Genomic DNA, 21,087 nt, shown 5'->3' on the forward strand with positions numbered 1-21,087 from the left:
TTAGTGGCTGTTCTCGACGATCTCTCGGATCTCGTCGGCACGGTCTTCGCCCGTGACGACCTTCGAGAGGCTCCACTGGATACCGTCGAGGACGGCGTCGTAGCCGTCGTCGGTCAGCGAGTACTGGTTGGTTCGCTTGTCGAGTTCGCTCTTCTCGACCAGGCCGAGCTCGACGAGCTCGTCGAGGTTGGGGTAGAGACGGCCGTGGTTTACTTCCGTTCCGTAGTAGTCCTCGAGCTCTCGCTTGATCGCCAGGCCGTACATCGGCTCCTTGGCGAGGATGGTGAGGATGTTTGTCTGGAACGCCGTGAGTTCGCGTGCGATACTCTGTTCGCCGGTGATTGATTGTGCCTCTGACATACTTGTGTAAATGTCACCAGACTATTTAAGACTTGTCAACCATTCCTTCGTATCAGTCGGTCGGACAGCCCGATATCGGCCGGTATGCGGCCGAGCGCGGGGATACGGACCGGGTTCGTGTCTGTCGGGTATCTGGCAACCGTCAGGTGGATACTACACTCGATTACGAAAGTACTTTTTGATCGACCGTGGACTCTCCGGTACATGGTCAACCTCTGGGAAGACCTCGAAACCGGACCGAACCCGCCCGAAGAGATCTACGCCGTCGTGGAGTGTCTCAAGGGCGAGCGGAACAAGTACGAGTACGACAAGGACGTTCCCGGGGTCGTTCTGGACCGCGTGCTCCACAGCAACGTCCACTATCCCAGCGACTACGGTTTCATCCCGCAGTCGTACTACGACGACGAGGACCCCTTCGACGTGCTCGTCCTCGTCGAGGACCAGACGTTCCCCGGCTGCATCATCGAGGCCCGTCCCGTCGCGCTGATGAAGATGGACGACGACGGCGAGCAGGACGACAAGGTCATCGCCGTCCCCAGCGAGGACCCGCGCTACGACCACATCGAGGACCTCGAAGACATCCCCCAGCAGCAACTCGACGAGATCGACGAGTTCTTCGCGACCTACAAGAACCTCGAGGCGGGTAAGGAAGTCGAGACCCAGGGCTGGGAGGACAAGCAGGCCGCTTACGACGCGATCGAACACGCCCAGGAACTCTACGAAGAGAACTTCGAGTAACGCGAACCCATACCGGTGGGCCGCGTTTCGAGCCCCGGTGTGCTCCGTTTTCGCCGTCGGTCGGCGCTCGATTCACCAGAGTTATCGCCGCCCGTCCAGCGCATGCATTATGAGCATGGGTAATTTTATCCCGTCGTCCGTCGTAGTAGGTTCCTGTATGGCAGCACCCAATCCGTCCCCGCGAAAGTCCCCCGCGTCCGAGGCGACTGAGTCCGGCGTCGGCATGGCCCATCCCACGGTCGTCCCGACGAACTTCGACCCAGCGGACGACAGCGAACGCGACGAGTAGTCGACCCCCGTTCGCAATCCGCCGCCTGGCGTCTGCCGCCCGCCGCCCGCCGTGTCGCCGCCGCGAGCAGCCGGTCGTCGAAATGTCAGTTGTACGAAACACACTGTCTCGAAACGAACCTTCTTGTATGCGGTCGAACTACGCACGTCCATGGGTCTGTTCGATCGACTACGGGGCGATGACGAACCCCGTGTCGCCTTTATTGGGGTCGACGGCGTGCCGTATAGTCTCCTCTCGGAGAACGAGGAACTGTTTCCGAACTTCGCCGCGATCGCAGACGAGGGAACGGCCAACGAGATCTCGAGCATCGTCCCGCCGGAGTCCAGCGCCTGCTGGCCGTCGCTGACGACCGGAGTGAACCCCGGCGAAACCGGCGTCTACGGCTTCCAGGACCGGGAAGTCGGCACCTACGACACCTACGTTCCGATGGGCCGCGAGGTCCAGGCCGACCGCGTCTGGGACCGCGTTCAGGAGGACGGCCGCCAGGCCACCGTGATGAACGTCCCCGTCACCTTCCCGCCCCAGCGCAACGTCCAGCGGATGGTTTCGGGCTTCCTCTCGCCTGGCCTCGATAAGGCCGCCTACCCCGACGACGTCCGCGACTACCTCGAGACGCTCGACTACCGGATCGACGTCAATCCGAAACTCGGCCATCAGGAGAGCAAGGAGGAGTTCATCGAGGACGCCCACGCGACGATCGACGCCCAGTACGAGGCCTTCCAGCACTACATCGACGAGGACGACTGGGACCTCTTCTTCGGCGTCTTCATGACGACCGACCGGGTCAACCACTTCCTGTTCAAGGACTACGAGCGTGACGGCGAGTACAAGGACGAGTTCATCGACTTCTATCGGAAGGTCGACGACTACATCGGCCGGCTGCGCGACTCGCTGCCCGAGGACGTCACCATGATCGTCGCCTCCGACCACGGCTTCACCAGCCTCGACTACGAGGTTCACTTCAACGAGTGGCTCCGCGAGCAGGGCTGGCTCTCGTTCAAGACCAACGATCCGGAGGAACTCGGCGACATCTCCGACGACACCAAGGCCTACTCCTTCATCCCGGGTCGGTTTTACCTCAACCTCGAGGGCCGCGAACCGCGCGGCTCCGTCCCCCAGGAAGACTACGACGAGGTCCGCGACCAGCTCAAGGCCGACCTCGAGGCCCTCGAAGGCCCCGACGGGAGGAAGGTCGTCGACCGCGTCGTCGAGAAGGAGGAAGCCTTCCGCGGCGACCACGACGACATCGCGCCCGACCTGGTCGCGATCCCGAACAAGGGATTCGACCTCAAGTCCGGCTTCAAGGCCGACTCGGAGATCTTCACGTCCGGGCCGCGCAACGGGATGCACAGCTTCGACAACACGTCGCTGTACATCGACCACCCCGACGCGACGATCGACGACGCCGATCTGTTCGACATCACGCCGACGATCCTCGACCTGTTGGACATCGAGTACAGCCGCGGCGAGTTCGACGGCGCCAGTCTGGTCTAAGCGCCGACGCCGCCGAATCGGCACCGATCGTATCGCAGCATCCGTTTTGCTGGCAGCTATCTTTTCCCAGGAGTTCCCCAGTTGCGATGGGAGACGCCGCTCCGATGTAATTCGATCCCGTTTTCCGCCCGGCAACGAACCGCCGGGCATGGAAGAAGTCATTCGCGCTCGGGGTCACGAGAACGTCAGCGCCGAGCACGCGAGCACGTTCGAGGTGACCACCGACGACTACCTCACCCCCGCGGGCGACTGCATCCTCGCGATCGAGGCCGACCGCGCCCCCGCGGACTTCGATCCCGAGTTCGTCGCGGCCTGCCAAAATCGGGACGCGACGATCACGGTCACCATCGAGGCCGACGGCCACCGCGAGTCGGTGACCGGTCGGGGCGATCCCGACCTCGAGTTCACTAACGAGCGCAGCGCCGTGGGGCGGACGAGCGACTACGTCGACGACCGCACGATCGTAAACGGCGCCGCGTTCGCGGCCGAGGGGTTCGACCGTGATCTCGTCGACGCGCTTGCCGACGGCGCCGAAGCGACGGTGACGATTTCCGTCGAATAACCCGACCGCGGCGTCGATCGCGCCGTTACGAGTTGCCGCGACCGGGACTCTCGTCGTCCCGTTCGGTTCGCCGGCCAGGCGACGTCCACTGCGACGGCGAGCCATACGCGAACTCGGCGACGACGGGCAGGTGATCCGACCGGTAGGCGGTGTCCCGAACGTCGAGCGTTCGATAGCCCTTCACTGTCGCCGTTTCGAGCGTCAAGACGTAGTCGATCCGGTCCCCGATCTCGTTCGTGAACCCGTGGTACGTCCCCCACGGGCCCTCCACGCCGTTCGTGCCGGCTTCGCGGCGGGGATCGAACAGGGAACTCTCACCCGCTCCTTCGTCACCCGTGCCGGTCAGCACTCGGTAGGGCCGGCGACTCGGTCTCGCGTTGCAATCGCCCGTGACGACGACGTCGTCGCCGTCCGCCGCGCGTTCTCGGACCCGATCGTGGATCAGCGCCGCGGACTCGACCCGCGCCGTCTCGCTCACGTGCGAGAAGTGCGTGCTGCACAGCCACACCCGCCGATCGCTCTCGCGGTGGCGCAGCCGTGCCCACGTCGTCACCCGCGGGAGGTCGGCGTCCCAGCCGACGCTCGGCTCGCCAGGCGTCTCCGAGAGCCAGAACTCGCCGCGGTCGAGGACGTCGAACCGATCGGCTCGCCAGGCGACCGGAACCATCTCACCGCTGCGGTCGCCGTCCTCGCGGCCGACGCCGTACCACTCGTAGTCGTCGAGCGCCGCGCGGAGGTCGTCGTACTGATTCGGCAGGGCCTCCTGCACGCCGAGGAGGTCCGGGTCGATTTCGGTGACGGCCTCGCCGATCCGCCCCAGACGCTCGTCCCACGGGTAGTCGTCGTCCGGGTTGTCGTAGCGGATGTTGAACGAGCACGCCCTGTACGTTGCCGATCGAGTATTGGCCGGCGGCCGATCGTCGGCGTCCGCGACCTCATTTTCGTCTGCCTCCGCGTTCGCCTCGTCGCGATCAGTAGCCGACGCAGCGCCTGATCCGAGTGCCGTGCCTGTCACGGTCGCGCCCACTCCTCGCACGAATGCCCGCCGCGGGAAGTCATCGAACATCACGTGGCAGGTGCAGGGCCGAATTCACCATCCTTTATAATATTCGCGAGTTAGCGACAGTATCGCTCGGAACCGGAATTGAGCGGAGCATAGTGGCTGCACTCGCTCCAGAGAGAGATAGCGACGAGCCCGCTGGCGCGCCTCGCGAATCCGGCATACACACATAGCAGCGGTCCGTAACCGCGCCCATGAGCGACGATCCGGAGCCCACCGTCAACATCAGCGGCGGGCGGGAGGGCGGCGGCGCGGCCGCCGAGTTCGATCCCGCGACCGCGGACACCCGCGCGGAGGAGGTCGTCGACCGCCTGGGCGAACTGTACTGGCAGAAGACCTACGGCGGGCAGGATGCCTTTACCTGTCTCGTCCGCACCATCCTGAGCCAGAACACGAGTGACAAGGCGAGCCAGCCGGCCCACGACGCGCTGATCGAGCGGTACGGCGGCAGTGCGTCGCAACGCGACGCGGACGGTGCGAGCGGCCAGGCGCGAGCCGAGGACGCCGATCTGGCCGAATCGCTCGCGGACGCCGAACAGTCGCGGCTCGCGGAGACGATCAGTTCCGCGGGGCTCTACAACCAGAAGTCGGAGATCATCATCGACGCGGCCGAGTGGGTCAGCGAGGAGTTCGGCTCCGCCGCGGCGTTCGACGCCTTCGTCAAGGACGAGGAGCCGTCGACCGTCCGCGAGATGTTGCTCTCGGTCCGCGGCGTCGGGCCGAAGACCGCCGACTGCGTCCTGCTGTTCGCGGGCGGTCGCGGCAGTGTCTTCCCCGTCGATACCCACGTCCACCGGATCTACCGCCGGCTGGGCATCGCGCCGGCGGACGCCGACCACGAGGCCGTCCGAGCCGTCTTAGAGCGCGACGTCCCCGCCGCGAAGTGCGGGTTCGGCCACACGGCGACGATCCAGTTCGGCCGCGAGTACTGCAGCGCGCGGAAGCCGGCCTGTCTCGACGGTCCGGAAGCGTGTCCGATGGCCGATCTGTGCGATCAGGTCGGTGTCTCTCCCGAGACCGGCGAGGTCGTGGACCCGACCGAGGCCCTCGACTGATCGACGGGACGTCGGTTGGCGGCTCGGAAAGCGGTCGGGTTCCCGCCGACCGCCAGCGGCCTGCGTCTCCCGCACGAACGCTTTTTCCGCCGTCTTCCGTACGCGGGCACGCGGTTCCTCGGCGGAACCCCGATTCGACATGGACGAGACGCTCGAGTGGGCGTTGTACGATTTCGGCACGCTGGTCAAGGTGTACGGCCTCTTGCCCGCGCTCTCGATCGTCGTCGCCGCGGCCTGGTCGGAGTTCTACGCGATCCCCGCGTTCGCGGCGACGGCGCTTGCAGCCTACGGGCTCGGGCGGGTGTTCGAACGAGCGTTCGCCGAACCGGACGAAGATGACATGCGATCGGGCGTCATCACCGTCGTCGTCGGCTGGTTCGTCTGCGGCCTGCTCAGCGCCGGACCGCTGTTGCTCGTCGCCTGGACGGTCCGCGCGGCGCCGACGTCGGTCGGCGTCCTCTCGCCGCCGGCGATGACCGGCCCGCTCGCGACCTTCCTGCAACCCACCAACGCCGTTTTCGAGGGCATGAGCGGCGCGACGGGAACGGGCTTCAGCATGGCGAGCGATCCCGGTGAACTGCCCCGAGCGCTCCAGTGGTGGCGGTCGGCCGTCCAGTGGGTTGGCGGCATCGGCGTCGTCGTCCTGGCCGCCGCGTTCGTCAGCAGCGAGGAGAGCCACACGTTCTCGGCCGTCCACGGCAACAGGGCGCCGACGGAATCGATCCGCTCGACGACGACCGGGACGGCGGCGGCGCTGTGGTGGCTGCTCGCGCTGCTGACCGTCGCGAGCGCCCTCCTGTTGTGGCTCGCGGGGATGGAGCCGTGGGCGGCGCTCAACCACGCCATGACCGGCGTCACGACCGGCGGGTTCACGATCACGGCCTCGAGCATCGAGACCTACGGCGATCCGGTCGTCGAACTCGCGCTCTTGCCGGTCATGATCGCCGGTGCAGTCTCGTTCAGCCTCCTGTTCTTCTGCTTCCGCGGCGACTCCGATCGGATTCGGGGCGACGTCCAGACCAAGTGGCTGTTCGGTGCGCTCGGCTTGGGCAGCCTGGCCGTCGTCGCGGTGCTCGCGCTCACGGCCGCCTATCCGACCGCCGCGGAGACGATTCGGTACGGCACCTTCCAACTCGTCTCCGGGCTCACGTGCACCGGCTTCCAGACGGACACCAACCTCGGCGGCGCGTGGGCGGAGCCAGCGACGCTGCTCGTGGCGAGTTCGATGCTCGTCGGCGGCGCGGCCGGCTCGACCGCGGGCGGAATGAAGATCATCCGGGCCAGGCGGGTCCTGGTCGACATTCCCGAGCGCGGGATGGACGTCTACGAGCCGAGCGAGCCCTCGGCCGAGACGGCCGGCAGCGTGACCCAGACGTTCGACACCGCCGCGGCCATCGCGATCTGCTGGTTCGTCGTGCTGTTCGCGACGACCGTGCTCGCGTTGCTCGTCCTCCCGGGCGAGCAGTCCACGGCGAACGTCCTCTTCGAGGTGGCGAGCGTTCAGGGGAACGTCGGTCTCTCGGCTGGCATCGTCGATCCGACGATCCCGCCATCGCTGAAACTCGCGTTCGTCGTCGCGATGTGGGTCGGTCGCCTCGAGATCGTGCCCGTAATCGTCACCGGGTCGCTCCTACTCGACAAGGTGCGCTGAATGATCGATCGCGACACGGTTTCGGACGGCCCGTTCGAGATCGCGTCCAACGCCGGGTTCATCCTGTTACTCCTGTCGGGGATCGGCCTGCTCGCCGGCGTTGCGGTCGTCGGTCGGTCGCCGATCGCGATCCTCGCGGTCGGGCTGTATCTGCTGGCGATTCCGTGCTACGTCGCGATCCGCCTCCGGATCTGGGACGGCGAGGAATCGGACGACGATGAGGCGGACGGTAACGATTCCGGCGACGGACCCGCGGATTCGGACCGCGCCGCGGCCGATTGTGGCGGTGCCGAGACCGCCGATTCTCCGGACGAGAACGACACGTAGCCGGCGTGCGATCGATCCGCGGTCGCGTTCGCACGGCGATCGGAGGTTCGTCCGCGGCCGATTCGAGCAGGGACCAGGCGAGCCGACTGCCGACGCGATCCGCTGTCGTCGGCGGTTTCGCCCTCGCGTGGGTCGTGGAACCCAGTATCTATGAGCGAGCGTATATTCTCAGTTCCGTCCCAGTCCGGCGATATCTGCCGTACCTTTCGAATTCGATATATTTTCTCCTGACTTCACAACGGTTTTATGTCGGTATCAGGGTATACCCGGGGTACCAATGGCTGCAGACCCAGAACGGGTTGCAGAGTCGAGTAACTGTGAGTCGGAAGCGGCGTCGTCCGAGACGGCGCAGGCATCCGTCTCCCGCCGACGTATGTTGTCCGCGACGGCGGTCGGATCGGCGACCGCCCTCGCCGGCTGTACCAAACTCCTCTCCGGTAGCAGCGACGCGTTGCGCGTCTGCGTCTGGAGCGGGAATTACGCCGACCGGTTCGAGGATGCGGTCGTGCCGAAATACGAGGAGGAGTTCGACGCGGATATCCAACTCCAGCGCGGCTGGGACGAGATCCTCGCCGACATCCGGTCGGCTCCGGACGACAACCCGCCGTACGACGTCACCGTCACGGAGGGCAACTTCTACTACTACGGCCGACAGGAGGAACTGTTCCACGAGATCCGCGAAGAGAACGTCCCCAACCTCGAGGAAGTCATCGACTACTACACCGAGTTCCGGACGACGGAGTACGGGATGCCGGTCGACGGCGCACCCTGTACGATCGTCCACCGCGAGGACGCGGACGTCCAGCCGGACTCGTGGAGCGACTTCTCCTCGGAGGCCGTCCAGAACAGCGCGGGCGTCGGAGTCGACACCGGCTTCTGGTGGTACCCGCTCTACGCCGCCGCGGTCGGGATGGATGAACGAGAACTCGGCGACGAGATGCACGAGCCCGACCTCCACGAGGCCGTCCTCGAGACCTTCCGCGACTGGCCCGTCTCCGGCTGGGCCAGCTCCGGCGAGGACGTCTGGCAGCAGTTCGACAACGGCGTCATCGACGCCGCTCAGTGGTACTACGAACAGGTCGCCTACGACATCGACGACTACGACGGCCTGACCCACACGATGCCGGAGGAGACGACCGGCTACCTCAACCACTGGTGCGTCGTCGACGGCACCGACAAGCGCGACCAGGCCGAGGAGTTCATCAACTTCCTCATGGACGCCGAGACCCAGACGGCCTGGTCCGAGGAGATGCCCACGCTGTTCTGTAACGAGAACACGGAGTACGCCGAGGATTTGGCCGAGGATCTGCCGAGCAACAGCGAGGAGGCGGCGAACATCGCCTTCCCCGACTGGGAGGTTCTCGCCGAGCACGACGACGAACTCTCCGACGAGTTCACCGCGATCCAGACCGACTCCTAACGGACACGACTCGCAACTTATCATTTCATGTCAGAGATTACGCTTGCTGAACTCGAGAAGCGATACGGCGATACCTTCGCCGTTGAGGACGTCTCCGTCACGATCGAGGACGGCGAACTGCTGTGCCTGCTCGGGCCGAGCGGCAGCGGAAAGTCGACGACCCTCCGCATGATCGCCGGCTTGGAGACGCCGACCGACGGCGAGATCCGCATCGGCGACGACGACGTGACCGACCGCCCCGCCTACGAACGCACCACCTCGACGGTGTTCCAGGACTGGGCGCTGTTCCCGCACAAGACGGTCCTCGAGAACGTCGCGTTCGGCCTAAAGATGCGCGACGTAGCGAAAGACGAGCGCCGCGAGCGCGCCCGGGAGATGCTCGACCGCGTCGAGATGGGCGGCTACGGCGATCAGGACCCGACGAACCTGAGCGGCGGACAGAAACAGCGCGTCGCGCTCGCTCGCTCGCTGGCCGTCGAACCCGACGTCCTGTTGCTCGACGAGCCGCTGTCGAACCTCGACAAGCGGCTCAGCGAGGACATGCAGATCGAACTCCGGGAGATCCACGAGGACGTCGAGACGACGTTCGTCCACGTGACCCACGACCAGGACGAGGCCTTCACGCTCGCCGATCGGATCGGGATCATGGCCGACGGCGAACTCGTCCAGGTCGGTGCACCCGACGAAGTCTACGAGAACCCGAAGAACCGGTTTATCGAGGGCTTCCTCGGCGACACAAACTTCGTCAACGGCACCGTTACTGAGACGGGCGATACCCTCCGCGTCGAAACGGAACTGGGACGGGAGGTCGTCCTTCCGACCGACGGCGACGTCGACTGCGCCGCGGGTGACGCGCTGACGCTGTCGCTCCGGCCGGAGGTGCTCTCGACCGAGCGGGCCGACGGAGACGCGAACGGTGACGAAAACCGAAGCCAGGCCGTCCTCGCGGACGGCAGCACGACCAACACCGTCGTCGGAACGGTCGAGAACGTCCTCTATCGGGGCTCGACCGTCCGCTACTCCGTCTCGATCGAGGGAAGTTCGGTGTTCGTCGAACGGACCGTCGCCGACTCGGGCGCGTTCGATGCCGGCGATCGGATCCGCATCAGTTGGAACGGCGAGGACGTGCTCGCGTTCACCGAGGACGGCTCGCGAGTCGGACTGTGACGATGGCGGGGACGCAATCGCAATCGACGCTGCCCGCGCCGGTCGCCCGCCTCTGGACGGCGCTCGAAGAGCGCTCGCGTTCGAAGCGGGCGCTCCTGTTGATGGCACCGCTGATGGCGTTCGAGCTGCTGATCTTCCTCGCGCCCTTCCTGATCCTCCTGCGGATCAGCCTGTCGGAGGGCGCCTCGAACCTCGCGTACGTCGAGGGAACCTGGTCGCTGAGCGCGTACGCCGACGTGTTCACGAGCGATCTCTACTGGAGTATCATCTGGTACTCGTTCAAGCTCGGCATCATCGTCACGGCCATCACCGTCGCCGTCGCGCTGTTCTACGCGTACGCGATCTGGCGATCCGAGGGCCTGATCAAGTCGGCGCTGTTGTTCTCGGTCGTCCTGCCGTTACTGACGACGCTCGTCATCAAGACCTACGCCTTCATGCCGCTGCTCTCGCCGAGTGGAACGCTCAACGACGTGCTGCTGTCGCTGAACCTCATCTCCGAGCCGATCCAGTTCGTCCCGGGGACGGTCGGCGTCGTCGTCGGCCAGGTCTACATCGTCCTCCCCTACGCCGTGCTGGCGATCTACAGCGTCCTCGCGACGATGGACTGGGGGATCGTCGAGGCCGCCCGTGACCTCGGCGCGAGCCGCCCGCGCTCGGTGCTCGAGGTCGTCGTTCCCCAGGCGATTCCCGGGATCACCGTCGCGACGGTGATCTCCTTCGCGTGGAGCGTCGGCGCCTACGCCGCGCCGGGACTGCTCGGCGGCGGGGACCGCACGTTCGCGATGCAGGTCGAACAGCAGTTGCTGTCGGATCTCCAGTGGGAGGTCGCGACGGCGTTTTCGGTCGTAATGCTCGTCCTGATGTTCGCGAGCGTCGCCGCCCTCTTTGCCGTTCTCAGCCGCTTCGGAGGTGAGTTCGAGTATGCATAGAGAAACCGTCGAGAACGCCCTGTTCCGGGCGGGGTATCTGGCGATCCTGGCCTTCATGCTGTTGCCGCTGGTCGTGGTCGTTACGACCTCGTTCTCCGAGTCGGGTCAGCTCGTCTTCCCGCCCGAGAGCTACTCGCTGGTCCACTACCGCGAGTTCTTCGACGAGGCCCTCTGGCTGGCGGCGTTCGACAACAGCATCGTCGTCGGCGCCGGAACGACGATCATCGCGACGACACTCGGCGTAATGGCCGCCTTCGGCCAGGAACTGGACGACGGCGGTGCCGGCCGGCTGCTCGCGCCGCTCGTCCTCGTCCCGCTGTTGATCCCGCCGGTCATCCTCGGGATCACGCTGCTGGTCTACTTCAATAAGACCGGCCTCGACGCGTCGTACCTGCGGATCGTCCTCGCGCACACGCTGTGGGCGACGCCGCTGGTGTACTTCGTGATGCAGTCGGTGTTCAGCCGGTTCGACTGGCAGCAACTGGACGCGGCCCGCGACCTCGGCGCCGGCCCGATCCGGTCGTTCGTCCACGTCGTCCTGCCGAACGTGAAACACGGGATCTTCGTCGGCGGCCTGCTGGCTTTCATCGTCAGCCTCCAGGAGTTCGTGATGGCGCTGTTCCTCTCGAATCACAGCTCTCAAACCATTCCGGTGCTCGCCTGGAGCGAACTCCGGCAGTCGCTCGACCCGATGGTCAGCGTCGTCTCGACGTTCCTGATCCTGATCTCGCTGCTCGCGATCCTGCTCGCGGTGCTGGCAACGAACTTGGACTGGCTCTCGCGACAGCTCTCCTGATCGGGACGGGCGACTGATCGCCCGTCGTCGACCCGTTTCCGTTCGAATTCGTCCCGGCGTGACCGGCCGGTCTTACGGCTGTTCCCGCAGCCACGCTATCGCGTCCGCTTCGGTTCCGAACGTGCGATACTCAAATCTCGAGTCGATGGAATTCAACGCCGTTTCGATGCGGCCCATATCGAGGCTCGCGATCGCGGAATCCGAGTACACGCCAGCCCCGGCTCGAACGCCGTGCTCGATCAGGTTCGGAATCCAGGTCTCGGCGAGCCACTGCTTGTCCTCCTCCGTGTGCGCCATGAACTCCTCAGTGTTCACGACGTACCGTTCGACACCGTTCGCTTCGATGACCGCCTCCCACCTGCGTGCGATCGTTCGCAGCTGTTCCCCCGCCACGAACGCGTTGTACGTGAAAATCGGCACGCCGAGTTCGGTCTCCAACTCTATCGTATGCTCGTCCGTCCGTTCGAGTTCCTCCTTCTCCATGTGCCATCGCATCCCACTGTAGTACTTTCAACCATTCGCCCTCAGTATCAGCTCTGATAGCTTCCTCGCTCGCGAGTGACGATGACCCCGTCTCGAACTGACCGGAGACGTCGGCATCGACGCGGCTCACCAGGCGACACCGCATCAGTTCTCGTGGCGGGCCTGGTTGCTGGGATATCCCCGCCAGGACGAACGGCAGCCGCCAGGCTGTTCGAAAGGAGTGCGGACGACGGCTGCACGAGCCGGAAAGAAGCTGTTCCGATCGAAGCCGCGAGGGTTACAGGAACCGGAAGGTCTCCAGATTCTTCGGCGCGAAGGTGCGCATGTCGAACTCGTGGTAGAGCGCCGAGGAGAGGTCCTGCGTGGACCGTTCGTCGCCGTGGACGCAGAGCACCTTCTCCGGGCGCGGGTTCATCGTCCGGACGAAGTTCTCGAGCCCTGCGCGGTCGGCGTGACCGGAGAAGCCGTCGACGGTCTCGACATTGACGTTCAGCGAGAGGGTCCCGCGGCCGCCGCCGTTGTTGCCCATGGCGCCGACCTCGCTGGTCGGAATCTCGTCCCAGCCGTTCTGGATGCGCCGACCGAGCGTTCCCTGGGCCTGGTAGCCGACGAAGACCATCGTCGAGTCCGGGTCGGGGCCGATGTGGGAGAGCCAGGACATGATCGGACCGCCGGTGACCATACCGGAGGTCGAGAGGATGATGCAGGGTTCGCCGTCGGCGACATCCTGTCGTTCCTCCTCGCCGCCGTCGATGTGATTGAACTCCTCGGCGAGGAAGGGGTTCTCGTCCTCGTGGAAGATGCGGTCGCGCAGGTCGTCCCGGAGGTACTCGGGATAGGTCGTGTGGATCGCCGTCGCCTCCCAGATCATCCCGTCCAAGTGGACCGGCATCGAGGGGATCTCGCCGTTGCGCATCGCCTCCTCCAAGACGAGCATGATCTCCTGGGAGCGCCCGACCGCGAATGCCGGAATGAGGACCTTGCCGTCCCGCTCGTAGGCCTCGTTGATGACCTCCTTGAGCTTCTCCTCGGAGTCCGCCTGGTCGGTCTGGTAGTCGTTGCGACCGCCGTAGGTGGATTCGAGGACGAGCGTTTCGACGCGCGGGAAGTCGTTGACCGCGCCGTTGAACAGGCGGGTGTCCTCGTAGTGGATGTCGCCGGAGAACGCGACGTTGTAGAGGCCGTCGCCGATGTGGAAGTGGCTCACCGCGGACCCGAGGATGTGGCCGGCGTTGTGGAAGGTGAGTTTGACGTCCGGCGCGATGTCGGTGACGTCGCCGTACTCCAGCGGGATGGTGTGTTTGATCGCCTCGCGGACCTGCTCGCTCTCGTAGGGCGGGCTGCGGCCCTCCTTGGCCGCGACGTCGAGGTAGTCCAGCGTCAGGAGGCCCATCAGATCCCGCGTGGGCTCGGTACAGTAGATCGGACCGTCGTAGCCGTACTTGAACAGCAGCGGGATCAGCGCGGAGTGGTCGAGGTGGGCGTGGGTCAGGACGACCGCGTCGATGGTCTGGGGGCCGGCGCCGAACGCCTCGGGGGCGTGGAGGTAGGGGACCTCGCCCTCGGCGCCTGGCTTGTCACCGCAGTCGATGAGGATGCGCGTTTCGGGCGTCGAGAGGATGAAGGAGGCGCGTCCGACCTCGCGACAGCAGCCGAGCGTGGAGATGCGGACGTACTCGTCGTCGGACATCTCCTCGCGGTGGATCTGTCTGCCGACCGTCTCCAAGATGTCGCGGCGTTCGTCGCGCTCTTGCTTGAGGAAGCTACGGACGTTCGAGACCGTCGAGGACTCGATCGGCGGCGTCCGGACGACTTCGGGCGTCCAGCCGACGTTCTTCGTGATTTCGCGGAGCGTCGAGCCGTGGCGGCCGATGACCATGCCGGGCTTTTCGGCCTCGATGACGACCTCGCCGGTGTCGGCGTGGAAGTCGAGGTCCGTGACGCCCGCCTCCTCCGGAATGACGTCCATGATCTCCTCGCGAGCCTGTTCAGGTCGCGAGAGGACGCTCGGGTCCGGGCGGACGGTGATGCGCTTGCGAAGCTTGCTCGCGAGCTGGCGGATGAGATCGCCCTGCTGGGCGAACTTCTTCGGGTCGCGCGTGTAGACCACCAGTTCGGGCCCTTCGTACTTCACCGAGGAGACCGAGATATCGCTCGGTAACTCGCTCGTGATCTCTGCTTTTAGATCGTCGAGTTGCTGCTCTACAGTGCTCATAATCGCCGAATGTGGCTTGCGTGAACTCGCCGTCCGGGATCGCAGTCGCCGTCGGATCGGGGTGTGGCGATTGAGAGAAGGTGACGCGTGCCGGTACCGTGACGACCGTGAAGGACCGTCGCGGAACCGAGACGCGAGTGCGAGCGCCGTCGTCCCCGCGGGACAACGTCGCTCACACGCCGTCTAGTCTCTCGAATCATCGTCTACCCCGTATGACGGACACGCTCCCGGATCGGTTATCCTGGTCCGTGCGGGACAATTCCAGGGAGAACCCGCTTACTCGACGCTATTCTTTGCGTAGTATAAAAGCCTTCGCAAAACCAAGGGACTTAGGGCCGGTAGTTGACGGTGCCTCATGGATATCACACCCGCACGCGTTAGCGACGAACGGGACTGGGTCGCGGACCGCGCCGAGACGGTCGTTCCGATCATCAACGACGTTCGCGACGACCTCGGCGATATCTTCGACACCGACGTCGACGCGGTCACGACCGGCCAGTATCGCGCGGAGGTCGACGCCGTCTTCGCGGACGGCGACCTGGCGGTCAACGTCGCCGCGATGGTCGCGATCCTCCGGGACTTGGACGTCGAGGGCGACTATCCCGGGTTCGTCGTCGACGAGATCCTCGGCCGGGAGTTGGCCGCGACGATCGCCGGGGCCCAGCCCCTGCGGACGCTCGGCGAGGCGACCTTCCACTACGCCGACGTGCAGGTCCACGGCGACGCGAGCGAGAACGCTGGCGTCGACGACTGTGAGGCGGCGCTGGCCGCCGGCTTCCAGGAACGACTCCCCGGCTGGAACTGGACCGAGCGTGAGAGCCCGTTCAGCGTCGAGTGAGCGGACGGCTACGCGTTCGAGTCGCCGTCGGCGGACTCGTTCTCGTCGGTCGTCGATTCGTTCGACTCGTCGGAGTCGTTCGATTCGTTCGACCCGTCTGATTCGTTCGACTCCGCTTCCGTCCCGTCGCCTCCCTGATTCTCCATCGCGGCCTGCTGTTGCTCGTATTGATCCCGTTGCTGAGCGAACTGCTCGTACTGGTCGGCGGGATAGATCGCGCTGAGTTCGTCGTTTTGCAACGCGCCGACGAGCGTCTCGGCGGGCGCGTCGACGAGGAAGAACCCGTACGCCGGATCCGACTGCTCGATCGAGACCTGGTCGTCCGATTCGGCGGTCTCCTGGAGCGGCGTCGCGGCCTCCTCGGTCAGGCGCTGCTGCTCCTCCTGGAACCGCTGCTGGGCTTCCTGTCGGCTGATGTTACCGCTCTCGAGGTCGGAGCTGATCTCTTCATTGACGCTCGTCAGCGTCTCCTGATCGGGCTGGACCGTCACCGTCAGCGTGTCGTCGGCGCTCTCGGACTCGCCCTGCGTGATCGATTCGAGTTGCGAACAGCCGGCGAGCGACGCGGCCGCGCCGGTACCGGTCAGCGTGAGAAATCCGCGGCGGGTCGGAAGGTTCGACATCGTGCCTCTGGACCGCAAGTGCGGACGTGAATATACTTTCCGTGTCATGCCCGGGTCGCCGACCATCGCTGGCGGCTCGGCACCGAACGGACGGTGGTACGCGGGAATCGCCCGCGTGCGGGCTCCTTTTATTCGCGCCGTCCCTACGTCGGTTCAGTGAGCGATCCAGAGTACGGCCAACGGACGGAGACCCTCCAGCGGCCGACGCCGGCGGCCGCCCGCGACGCCGTCGCGACCGGTATCGAACGGGACGCGCTCGTGACCGTCTACGGGCGCTGTACCGTCGACTACGATGGTCGAGCGACGAGCTTCCTCGAGGAAGGGGACCGCCACGTCATGCTCAAGCCGGACGGCGCGTCGCTGGTTCACACCGACGAGGGCCAGCAGCCGGTCAACTGGCAACCCCCGGGCTGCGATCACGAGGCCTTCTGCGAGGACGGTGCGCTCGTCCTCGAGAGCCTGCGGTCGACGCCGGACGAGCGACTACGCGTCCGGTTTCAGGAGGTGCTGCAAGTGTCGGCGTTCGCCGGGACCGACGAAAGCGAACTCGCCCTGATCGGGACTGAGGAGGATCTCCGCCAGCGGCTCCTCGAAGAGCCCGATCTGCTCGAGAGCGGATTCACGCCGCTGGCGACCGAACGGGATACGCCCGCCGGCGCGGTCGACATCTACGGCGAGGACGCGGCCGGCCAGGCGGTCGTCGTCGAACTGAAGCGCCGGCGTGTCGGCCCCGACGCGGTGGGGCAGCTCCGGCGCTACGTCGACGCCCTCGAGCGGGACTTACACGCGGAGGCCACCGTCCGCGGAATTCTGGTCGCCCCGTCGGTGACCGATCGTGCGAGTCGGCTGCTGACGGAACACGGCCTCGAGTTCGTCTCGCTCGAACCCCCGGCCGAGTGAACGGTCGGTGGCGGTTCGACGTCGCGACTCGACTGCACGAAGGTCGCCCGCCAAAAATCGGTTAGGCCGGATACGTTCCTTCGAGTCGCGTCTGCGCGAGAACGTGGCCGTCCATCGCGTCCTCGAGAGCGTCCGCGTCGGCGTCCGTGCCGGGGTCGAGCGTCGTATCCAGGGCGTACAGGTCGAATCGATAGGTGTGTGCTCTGTCCGGCGGATTCGGGCCGCCGTAGCCGGGATCGCCGTAGTCGTTCGTTCCTTCGGCCGCGTCGTCGGCGTCCCAGTCCGCCGGAATCGTCTCCGTCCCCGGCGGAACGTTCCAGACGATCCAGTGGTCCCACACCTTCCCTGCGGGCTCTTTCGCGTCCGGGTCGTCAACGATCAGCGAGAGCGACTCGGCGTCGTCCGGGACGCCGCCGATCTCGAGCGGCGGGTTGACGTTTCGCTCCGTATAGCCGTACTCCTCGGGGATGCGGTCGCCGTCGTCGAACGCCGGGCTCGTGAGACTGAGGTCTGACATGGTTCTCCGATCGCAGTTCGGTCGGCCGTTCGTCGCTCGCTCGCCTGGTCGGGTCGTCTCGTCACCGCGTTTGGCGCGGTGAGTCCCGATTCACTCCGGTGAGTCGTTCACCGGCGAGCGAAAAATAGCTTACACGGGGTCGGAGAGCGAGCGGCGGCCTGCCGATTGTCCGGCGTCGGGGATTTCGCCTCCGTCCCGGCGGCTGACTGCCGATCGGATCGAGCCGTCGCAAAACGCGTATCCAGAGGCGAGTGAGTCGGTGACGGTACGGACGGCGCGAAGACGGATCGGATCTCGGGAGTCCACTACAATCGTTCTTTGAGTCTGGCGGGGAGCTATATACCGGGAGAATGCATCGGACGTATGACGTTTGCTGAATCCGACGATCGGAAATTCGATCTTGCTATCGTCACGGGCGCTTTCGTCGCACTGTACTGGACGCTGTACGTCGACCCGCTAACCGGCGAGCTGGTGGGACTCGTCCTCGGCAGTTTCGCGGTTCTCGGCGGTGCCTACCGGTACGTCGAACCGGAACAGTTCGTCGTCCAGAGTCTGACCGGGCTGGCGGCCGTGGCGCTCGGCGGAGCCACCCCGGCGACGATCCTTCATCAGACTCCCGCCGGCGACTGGTTGGTCGGGAGTCAACCGCTCCCGCTTGCGCTCGGGGCCATGCTCGTCGTAATCGTCGCAACGCTCGTCGGTCGTCGATACGTTCGATCGGCCGTCGCTCCGAACGATACCGTTCCCGCCTGACCCGATCCGATCGCGCTCGGTGGGGAAAATCGGAACTACCCCGGACGAATTCGCTCGCCGATCGGCCCACCGGAATCGGCTGAGCGACCGACCGAGAGTCTATTTCACTCCTCGAGTAACTGCTTCAGCCGATCGAGTTCCGTCAGCGCCTCAACCGGGGTGAGGTGAGCGAGGTTGAGCGCGCGCAGTTCCGCCGCCACGTCCGCCGGGATGTCGCCCCCGTCTGCGGTCGCCGTGGCGGTCGGCTCGCTCGCCGACCCGGAAGTCGGCCCATCGCTCTCACGGTCGCTCCCGTCGATGTCGGCGCTCACCCGGTCCGCGTCTCCATTCGCGTCGGCGTCGCTCGCCTCGAATTCGTCGGCGGCCGCTGCGACCAGACCGCGCGCGCGATCGACCACGCTCTCGGGAACCCCGGCGGCGGTCGCGACCTCGACCCCGTAGGAGCCGGTCGCCGCGCCGGGCGCGATCTCGTGGTGGAAGACGACCTCGCCGTCGTCCTGATCGACCTCGAAGTGCAGCGTGAACGCCGCCGCGAGGTCGTCCGCGAGTTCGGTCAGCGGGTGGTGGTGGGTCGCGAACAGCGTCATCGCGCCGACCGCGTCGTGGAGGTGCTCGGTGATCGCCTGCGCGATGGCCATCCCGTCGGCCGTCGAGGTGCCCCGGCCGACCTCGTCTAACAGGACCAGCGAGCGCTCGTCGGCCTCCCGCAGGATCGTCGCGAGCTCGTCCATCTCGACCATGAACGTCGAGCGCCCGCCCGCGATGTCGTCGCTGGCCCCGACGCGGGTAAAGATCCGCTCGACCGGCGCGAGCCTGGCGGCCCGCGCAGGGACGAAGCTCCCGACCTGCGCCAGCAGGACGATCTGGGCTACCTGGCGCATGTACGTCGATTTGCCCGACATGTTGGGCCCAGTGATCACGGCCAGGCGGCGGTCGCTCGTCAGCCGCGCGTCGTTGGGCACGAACGACTCCTGGGTGCGCTCGACGACGGGATGGCGCCCGCCCTCGATCTCGACGTGCTGTCCCGCGTCGCGGTCGAGGATCTCCGGCCGGCAGTAGTCGTACTGAGCGGCGGCCGTCGACAGGGAGACGAGCGCGTCGAGCGTCGCGAGCGCCTCGGCCAGGCCCTGGACGCGCTCGACCTCGTCGGCGATCTCGCGGCGGACCTCGCAGAAGAGTTCGTACTCGCGCTCGTCGGACCGCTGCTCGGCGCTGACGATCTCGTCCTCGCGCTCCTTGAGCTCCGGCGTGACGAACCGCTCGGAGTTCTTCAGCGTCTGCCGGCGCTGGTAGTCGTCCGGGACGGAATCGAGGTTCGGGTTCGTCACCTCGATGTAGTAGCCGTGGACCGAGTTGTGGCCGACCTTCAGCGAGTCGATGCCCGTGCGCTCGCGCTGGCGGTCCTCCAGTTCGTCGATCCACTGCTTGCCGTCCCGGGCGGTCGATCGCAGGTCGTCTAAGTCCTCGTCGTAGCCCTCGGCGACGATCCCGCCCTCGGTGATCTCGATCGGCGGGTCGGCGACGATCGCGTCCTCGATCAACTCGCGGACGTCGGCGAGCGGGTCCAGGGTTTCGTGGAGTTTGCGCAGGCGCTCGCAGTCGGCGTCGGCCAGTTGTTCCCGGACGTCGGGCACGACAGCGAGCGTGTCCCGAAGCGAGCGCAGGTCCCGCGCGTTGGCCCGCTCGCGGGAGATCCGCCCGATCAGCCGCTCTAAGTCGTAGACGTCTCGCAGGATCTCGTGGAGCCGCTCGCGACGTTGGACGGCCCCCTTCAGCTCCGCGACCGCGTCGTGGCGGCCCTCGATCCGGGCTGGATCGAGCAGCGGCCGGCGGAGCCAGTCCCTGAGCTTGCGGCCGCCGAGCGCGCTGGCGGTCTCGTTGAGGACACCAACCAGCGTCGCGTCGTCCCGGCCGTGGACGGTTCGGGGTTCGAACAGCTCGAGGCTGCGCAAGGCGACGGCATCGAGGAGCAGGTACTCCCGCGGATCGTACCTGGTAAGCTGCGTGATGTACTCGAGGCGGTGGTCCGCGTCGCCCTCGAAGACGGCGTCGACCCGCTCGTCGTCATCGTCACCATCGTCGCCGCGCTCGCCCTCGTGCTCGCCGCCGCGGACGTACTCGGCGTACGCGAGCAGGGCGCCGCAGGCCCGGATCTCCGCGTCGCCGGCGAGCAGGGCGTCGGGATTCCGGAAGTACGCCGAGAGCTTCTCGCCGGCTCGCTCGCGGTCGAAGGCCCGCGCGTCGAACGGCGTTACCATGCAGCCGTCGGGCACGAGGTCGGCCGGCGCGTCGGGACCGACGACCGCCTCCGAGGGGTCGAACCGGCTCACCTCGTCGGCGACCGACTCGGCCGCGGTCGCGCTCGTCGCGTAGAAGTCGCCGGTCGAGACGTCGAGCAGGGCCAGGCCGAGCCGCTCGCCCTCGCGGGACAGCGCTGCGACGAAGTTGTTGTCGTCGCTCGCGAGCAGTTCGTCCTCGGTGAGCGTCCCGGGCGTGATCACGCGCGTGACCGCCCGCTCGACGACGCCCGAGGTCTCGCCGGGCTCCTCGACCTGGTCAGCGACGGCGACCCGGTAGCCGGCCTCCAACAGCTCCTCGATGTACGACTCGGCGTTGTCGATCGGGATGCCGGCCATCGGGTACTCGCCGGTACTGTCCTCGCGGCTGGTCAGGGCGATCTCGAGCAGCCGCGCGGTGCGTTCGGCCGCGCCGCAGAAGGTCTCGTAGAAGTCACCCACCTGAAAGAGGACGATCGCCTCGTCGTAGCGCGAACAGAGATCGTGATACTGGCGCATCATCGGCGTCAGCTCGTCGCGTTTCTCGGCCATCTCCTCGGGAGGGCCAAGCGCCGAATCCATACCTGAGTTCGGCCGCCCGACGCGGAAATACCTTGCTGGTTACTGGACCGAG

General features: G+C 66.2%; 21 protein-coding genes. 14 read left to right on the forward strand and 7 right to left on the reverse strand.

Going from position 1 to position 21,087, the window contains the following annotated elements:
• Positions 1–360, reverse strand: coding sequence for a PadR family transcriptional regulator (locus tag BMY29_RS03040; RefSeq protein WP_049989814.1), 360 nt, complete (start codon positions 358–360; stop codon positions 1–3).
• Between the two features lie 204 nt (positions 361–564).
• Between BMY29_RS03040 and BMY29_RS03045 the strand changes: the two genes are divergently transcribed.
• The 4 genes from BMY29_RS03045 to BMY29_RS03055 all read left to right on the forward strand — a co-directional run bounded on the left by BMY29_RS03045 (position 565) and on the right by BMY29_RS03055 (position 3,443).
• Positions 565–1,098, forward strand: a complete 534-nt coding sequence (locus BMY29_RS03045) for an inorganic diphosphatase (RefSeq protein ID WP_049989813.1) — start codon at positions 565–567, stop codon at positions 1,096–1,098.
• A gap of 157 nt (positions 1,099–1,255) precedes the next feature.
• Positions 1,256–1,387 carry a hypothetical protein gene (locus BMY29_RS21560; protein ID WP_275041247.1) on the forward strand — a complete coding sequence of 44 codons (132 nt, stop codon included), beginning with the start codon at positions 1,256–1,258 and terminating at the stop codon, positions 1,385–1,387.
• Positions 1,388–1,537: 150 nt separating this feature from the next.
• On the forward strand, positions 1,538–2,881 hold the full coding sequence (locus BMY29_RS03050) for an alkaline phosphatase family protein (RefSeq protein ID WP_049989812.1): 1,344 nt from the start codon (positions 1,538–1,540) through the stop codon (positions 2,879–2,881).
• A 148-nt stretch (positions 2,882–3,029) separates the two neighbouring features.
• On the forward strand, positions 3,030–3,443 hold the full coding sequence (locus BMY29_RS03055; RefSeq protein WP_049989811.1) for a DUF371 domain-containing protein: 414 nt from the start codon (positions 3,030–3,032) through the stop codon (positions 3,441–3,443).
• Between the two features lie 25 nt (positions 3,444–3,468).
• Here the strand turns inward: BMY29_RS03055 and BMY29_RS03060 are convergent, their stop codons facing one another.
• Complete coding sequence (locus BMY29_RS03060) at positions 3,469–4,458, reverse strand: endonuclease/exonuclease/phosphatase family protein (protein WP_241471270.1); 990 nt, start codon at positions 4,456–4,458, stop codon at positions 3,469–3,471.
• A gap of 239 nt (positions 4,459–4,697) precedes the next feature.
• Between BMY29_RS03060 and BMY29_RS03065 the strand changes: the two genes are divergently transcribed.
• The 7 genes from BMY29_RS03065 (at position 4,698) to BMY29_RS03095 (ending at position 11,848) form a co-directional block, all read left to right on the forward strand.
• Complete coding sequence (locus BMY29_RS03065; protein WP_049989809.1) at positions 4,698–5,558, forward strand: endonuclease III domain-containing protein; 861 nt, start codon at positions 4,698–4,700, stop codon at positions 5,556–5,558.
• 139 nt (positions 5,559–5,697) lie between these two features.
• The gene (locus BMY29_RS03070; protein WP_049989808.1) at positions 5,698–7,209 is read left to right on the forward strand and encodes a TrkH family potassium uptake protein; all 1,512 of its coding nucleotides are present in this window, start codon (positions 5,698–5,700) and stop codon (positions 7,207–7,209) included.
• Positions 7,210–7,536 (forward strand): hypothetical protein, encoded by a 327-nt coding sequence (locus BMY29_RS03075; protein ID WP_049989807.1) that lies wholly within the window; start codon positions 7,210–7,212, stop codon positions 7,534–7,536.
• Positions 7,537–7,813: 277 nt separating this feature from the next.
• Positions 7,814–8,956: an ABC transporter substrate-binding protein gene (locus BMY29_RS03080; protein WP_049989806.1), complete on the forward strand. Its 1,143-nt coding sequence runs from the start codon at positions 7,814–7,816 to the stop codon at positions 8,954–8,956.
• Between the two features lie 27 nt (positions 8,957–8,983).
• Positions 8,984–10,123, forward strand: a complete 1,140-nt coding sequence (locus BMY29_RS03085; RefSeq protein WP_049989805.1) for an ABC transporter ATP-binding protein — start codon at positions 8,984–8,986, stop codon at positions 10,121–10,123.
• Positions 10,124–10,125: 2 nt separating this feature from the next.
• Positions 10,126–11,052: an ABC transporter permease gene (locus BMY29_RS03090; RefSeq protein WP_049989804.1), complete on the forward strand. Its 927-nt coding sequence runs from the start codon at positions 10,126–10,128 to the stop codon at positions 11,050–11,052.
• A complete protein-coding gene (locus BMY29_RS03095; RefSeq protein WP_049989803.1) occupies positions 11,045–11,848 on the forward strand; it encodes an ABC transporter permease in 804 nt (267 codons plus the stop codon). Before BMY29_RS03090 ends, BMY29_RS03095 begins: the two co-directional genes overlap by 8 nt.
• A gap of 72 nt (positions 11,849–11,920) precedes the next feature.
• Here BMY29_RS03095 and BMY29_RS03100 read toward each other — a convergent pair whose 3' ends face one another.
• Positions 11,921–12,331: a hypothetical protein gene (locus tag BMY29_RS03100; RefSeq protein ID WP_049989802.1), complete on the reverse strand. Its 411-nt coding sequence runs from the start codon at positions 12,329–12,331 to the stop codon at positions 11,921–11,923.
• A gap of 277 nt (positions 12,332–12,608) precedes the next feature.
• Positions 12,609–14,546, reverse strand: a complete 1,938-nt coding sequence (locus BMY29_RS03105; RefSeq protein WP_049989801.1) for a beta-CASP ribonuclease aCPSF1 — start codon at positions 14,544–14,546, stop codon at positions 12,609–12,611.
• A gap of 355 nt (positions 14,547–14,901) precedes the next feature.
• On the opposite strand from BMY29_RS03105, the gene BMY29_RS03110 reads away from it, so the two are divergent.
• The gene (locus tag BMY29_RS03110; RefSeq protein WP_049989800.1) at positions 14,902–15,384 is read left to right on the forward strand and encodes a DUF7984 family protein; all 483 of its coding nucleotides are present in this window, start codon (positions 14,902–14,904) and stop codon (positions 15,382–15,384) included.
• Between the two features lie 8 nt (positions 15,385–15,392).
• Here the strand turns inward: BMY29_RS03110 and BMY29_RS03115 are convergent, their stop codons facing one another.
• Complete coding sequence (locus BMY29_RS03115) at positions 15,393–16,007, reverse strand: hypothetical protein (protein WP_049989799.1); 615 nt, start codon at positions 16,005–16,007, stop codon at positions 15,393–15,395.
• A gap of 156 nt (positions 16,008–16,163) precedes the next feature.
• Between BMY29_RS03115 and nucS the strand changes: the two genes are divergently transcribed.
• Positions 16,164–16,907 carry an endonuclease NucS gene (nucS, locus tag BMY29_RS03120; protein WP_049989798.1) on the forward strand — a complete coding sequence of 248 codons (744 nt, stop codon included), beginning with the start codon at positions 16,164–16,166 and terminating at the stop codon, positions 16,905–16,907.
• 61 nt (positions 16,908–16,968) lie between these two features.
• Here the strand turns inward: nucS and BMY29_RS03125 are convergent, their stop codons facing one another.
• Positions 16,969–17,424 (reverse strand): YbhB/YbcL family Raf kinase inhibitor-like protein, encoded by a 456-nt coding sequence (locus tag BMY29_RS03125; protein WP_049989797.1) that lies wholly within the window; start codon positions 17,422–17,424, stop codon positions 16,969–16,971.
• A gap of 363 nt (positions 17,425–17,787) precedes the next feature.
• On the opposite strand from BMY29_RS03125, the gene BMY29_RS03130 reads away from it, so the two are divergent.
• Positions 17,788–18,177, forward strand: a complete 390-nt coding sequence (locus BMY29_RS03130) for a hypothetical protein (protein ID WP_049989796.1) — start codon at positions 17,788–17,790, stop codon at positions 18,175–18,177.
• A 104-nt stretch (positions 18,178–18,281) separates the two neighbouring features.
• Here the strand turns inward: BMY29_RS03130 and mutS are convergent, their stop codons facing one another.
• A complete protein-coding gene (mutS, locus tag BMY29_RS03135) occupies positions 18,282–21,035 on the reverse strand; it encodes a DNA mismatch repair protein MutS (protein WP_049989795.1) in 2,754 nt (917 codons plus the stop codon).
• Between the last annotated feature and the right edge of the window lie 52 nt (positions 21,036–21,087).

The sequence above is a fragment of the Natrinema salifodinae genome (assembly GCF_900110455.1).
GTDB lineage: Archaea > Halobacteriota > Halobacteria > Halobacteriales > Natrialbaceae > Natrinema > Natrinema salifodinae.

What these genes read in the sequence shown, in the direction of transcription:
- BMY29_RS03050 (WP_049989812.1), top strand. Translation starts at nt 1,538, where the DNA reads ATGGGTCTGTTCGATCGACTACGGGGCGATGACGAACCCCGTGTCGCC.
- BMY29_RS03095 (WP_049989803.1), top strand. Translation starts at nt 11,045, where the DNA reads ATGCATAGAGAAACCGTCGAGAACGCCCTGTTCCGGGCGGGGTATCTG.
- BMY29_RS21560 (WP_275041247.1), top strand. Translation starts at nt 1,256, where the DNA reads ATGGCAGCACCCAATCCGTCCCCGCGAAAGTCCCCCGCGTCCGAGGCG.
- BMY29_RS03055 (WP_049989811.1), top strand. Translation starts at nt 3,030, where the DNA reads ATGGAAGAAGTCATTCGCGCTCGGGGTCACGAGAACGTCAGCGCCGAG.
- BMY29_RS03045 (WP_049989813.1), top strand. Translation starts at nt 565, where the DNA reads ATGGTCAACCTCTGGGAAGACCTCGAAACCGGACCGAACCCGCCCGAA.
- BMY29_RS03125 (WP_049989797.1), bottom strand. Translation starts at nt 17,424, where the DNA reads ATGTCAGACCTCAGTCTCACGAGCCCGGCGTTCGACGACGGCGACCGC.
- BMY29_RS03075 (WP_049989807.1), top strand. Translation starts at nt 7,210, where the DNA reads ATGATCGATCGCGACACGGTTTCGGACGGCCCGTTCGAGATCGCGTCC.
- BMY29_RS03080 (WP_049989806.1), top strand. Translation starts at nt 7,814, where the DNA reads ATGGCTGCAGACCCAGAACGGGTTGCAGAGTCGAGTAACTGTGAGTCG.
- BMY29_RS03040 (WP_049989814.1), bottom strand. Translation starts at nt 360, where the DNA reads ATGTCAGAGGCACAATCAATCACCGGCGAACAGAGTATCGCACGCGAA.
- BMY29_RS03085 (WP_049989805.1), top strand. Translation starts at nt 8,984, where the DNA reads ATGTCAGAGATTACGCTTGCTGAACTCGAGAAGCGATACGGCGATACC.
- BMY29_RS03130 (WP_049989796.1), top strand. Translation starts at nt 17,788, where the DNA reads ATGACGTTTGCTGAATCCGACGATCGGAAATTCGATCTTGCTATCGTC.
- BMY29_RS03115 (WP_049989799.1), bottom strand. Translation starts at nt 16,007, where the DNA reads ATGTCGAACCTTCCGACCCGCCGCGGATTTCTCACGCTGACCGGTACC.
- BMY29_RS03100 (WP_049989802.1), bottom strand. Translation starts at nt 12,331, where the DNA reads ATGGAGAAGGAGGAACTCGAACGGACGGACGAGCATACGATAGAGTTG.
- BMY29_RS03110 (WP_049989800.1), top strand. Translation starts at nt 14,902, where the DNA reads ATGGATATCACACCCGCACGCGTTAGCGACGAACGGGACTGGGTCGCG.
- BMY29_RS03090 (WP_049989804.1), top strand. Translation starts at nt 10,126, where the DNA reads ATGGCGGGGACGCAATCGCAATCGACGCTGCCCGCGCCGGTCGCCCGC.
- mutS (WP_049989795.1), bottom strand. Translation starts at nt 21,035, where the DNA reads ATGGATTCGGCGCTTGGCCCTCCCGAGGAGATGGCCGAGAAACGCGAC.
- BMY29_RS03070 (WP_049989808.1), top strand. Translation starts at nt 5,698, where the DNA reads ATGGACGAGACGCTCGAGTGGGCGTTGTACGATTTCGGCACGCTGGTC.
- BMY29_RS03105 (WP_049989801.1), bottom strand. Translation starts at nt 14,546, where the DNA reads ATGAGCACTGTAGAGCAGCAACTCGACGATCTAAAAGCAGAGATCACG.
- BMY29_RS03065 (WP_049989809.1), top strand. Translation starts at nt 4,698, where the DNA reads ATGAGCGACGATCCGGAGCCCACCGTCAACATCAGCGGCGGGCGGGAG.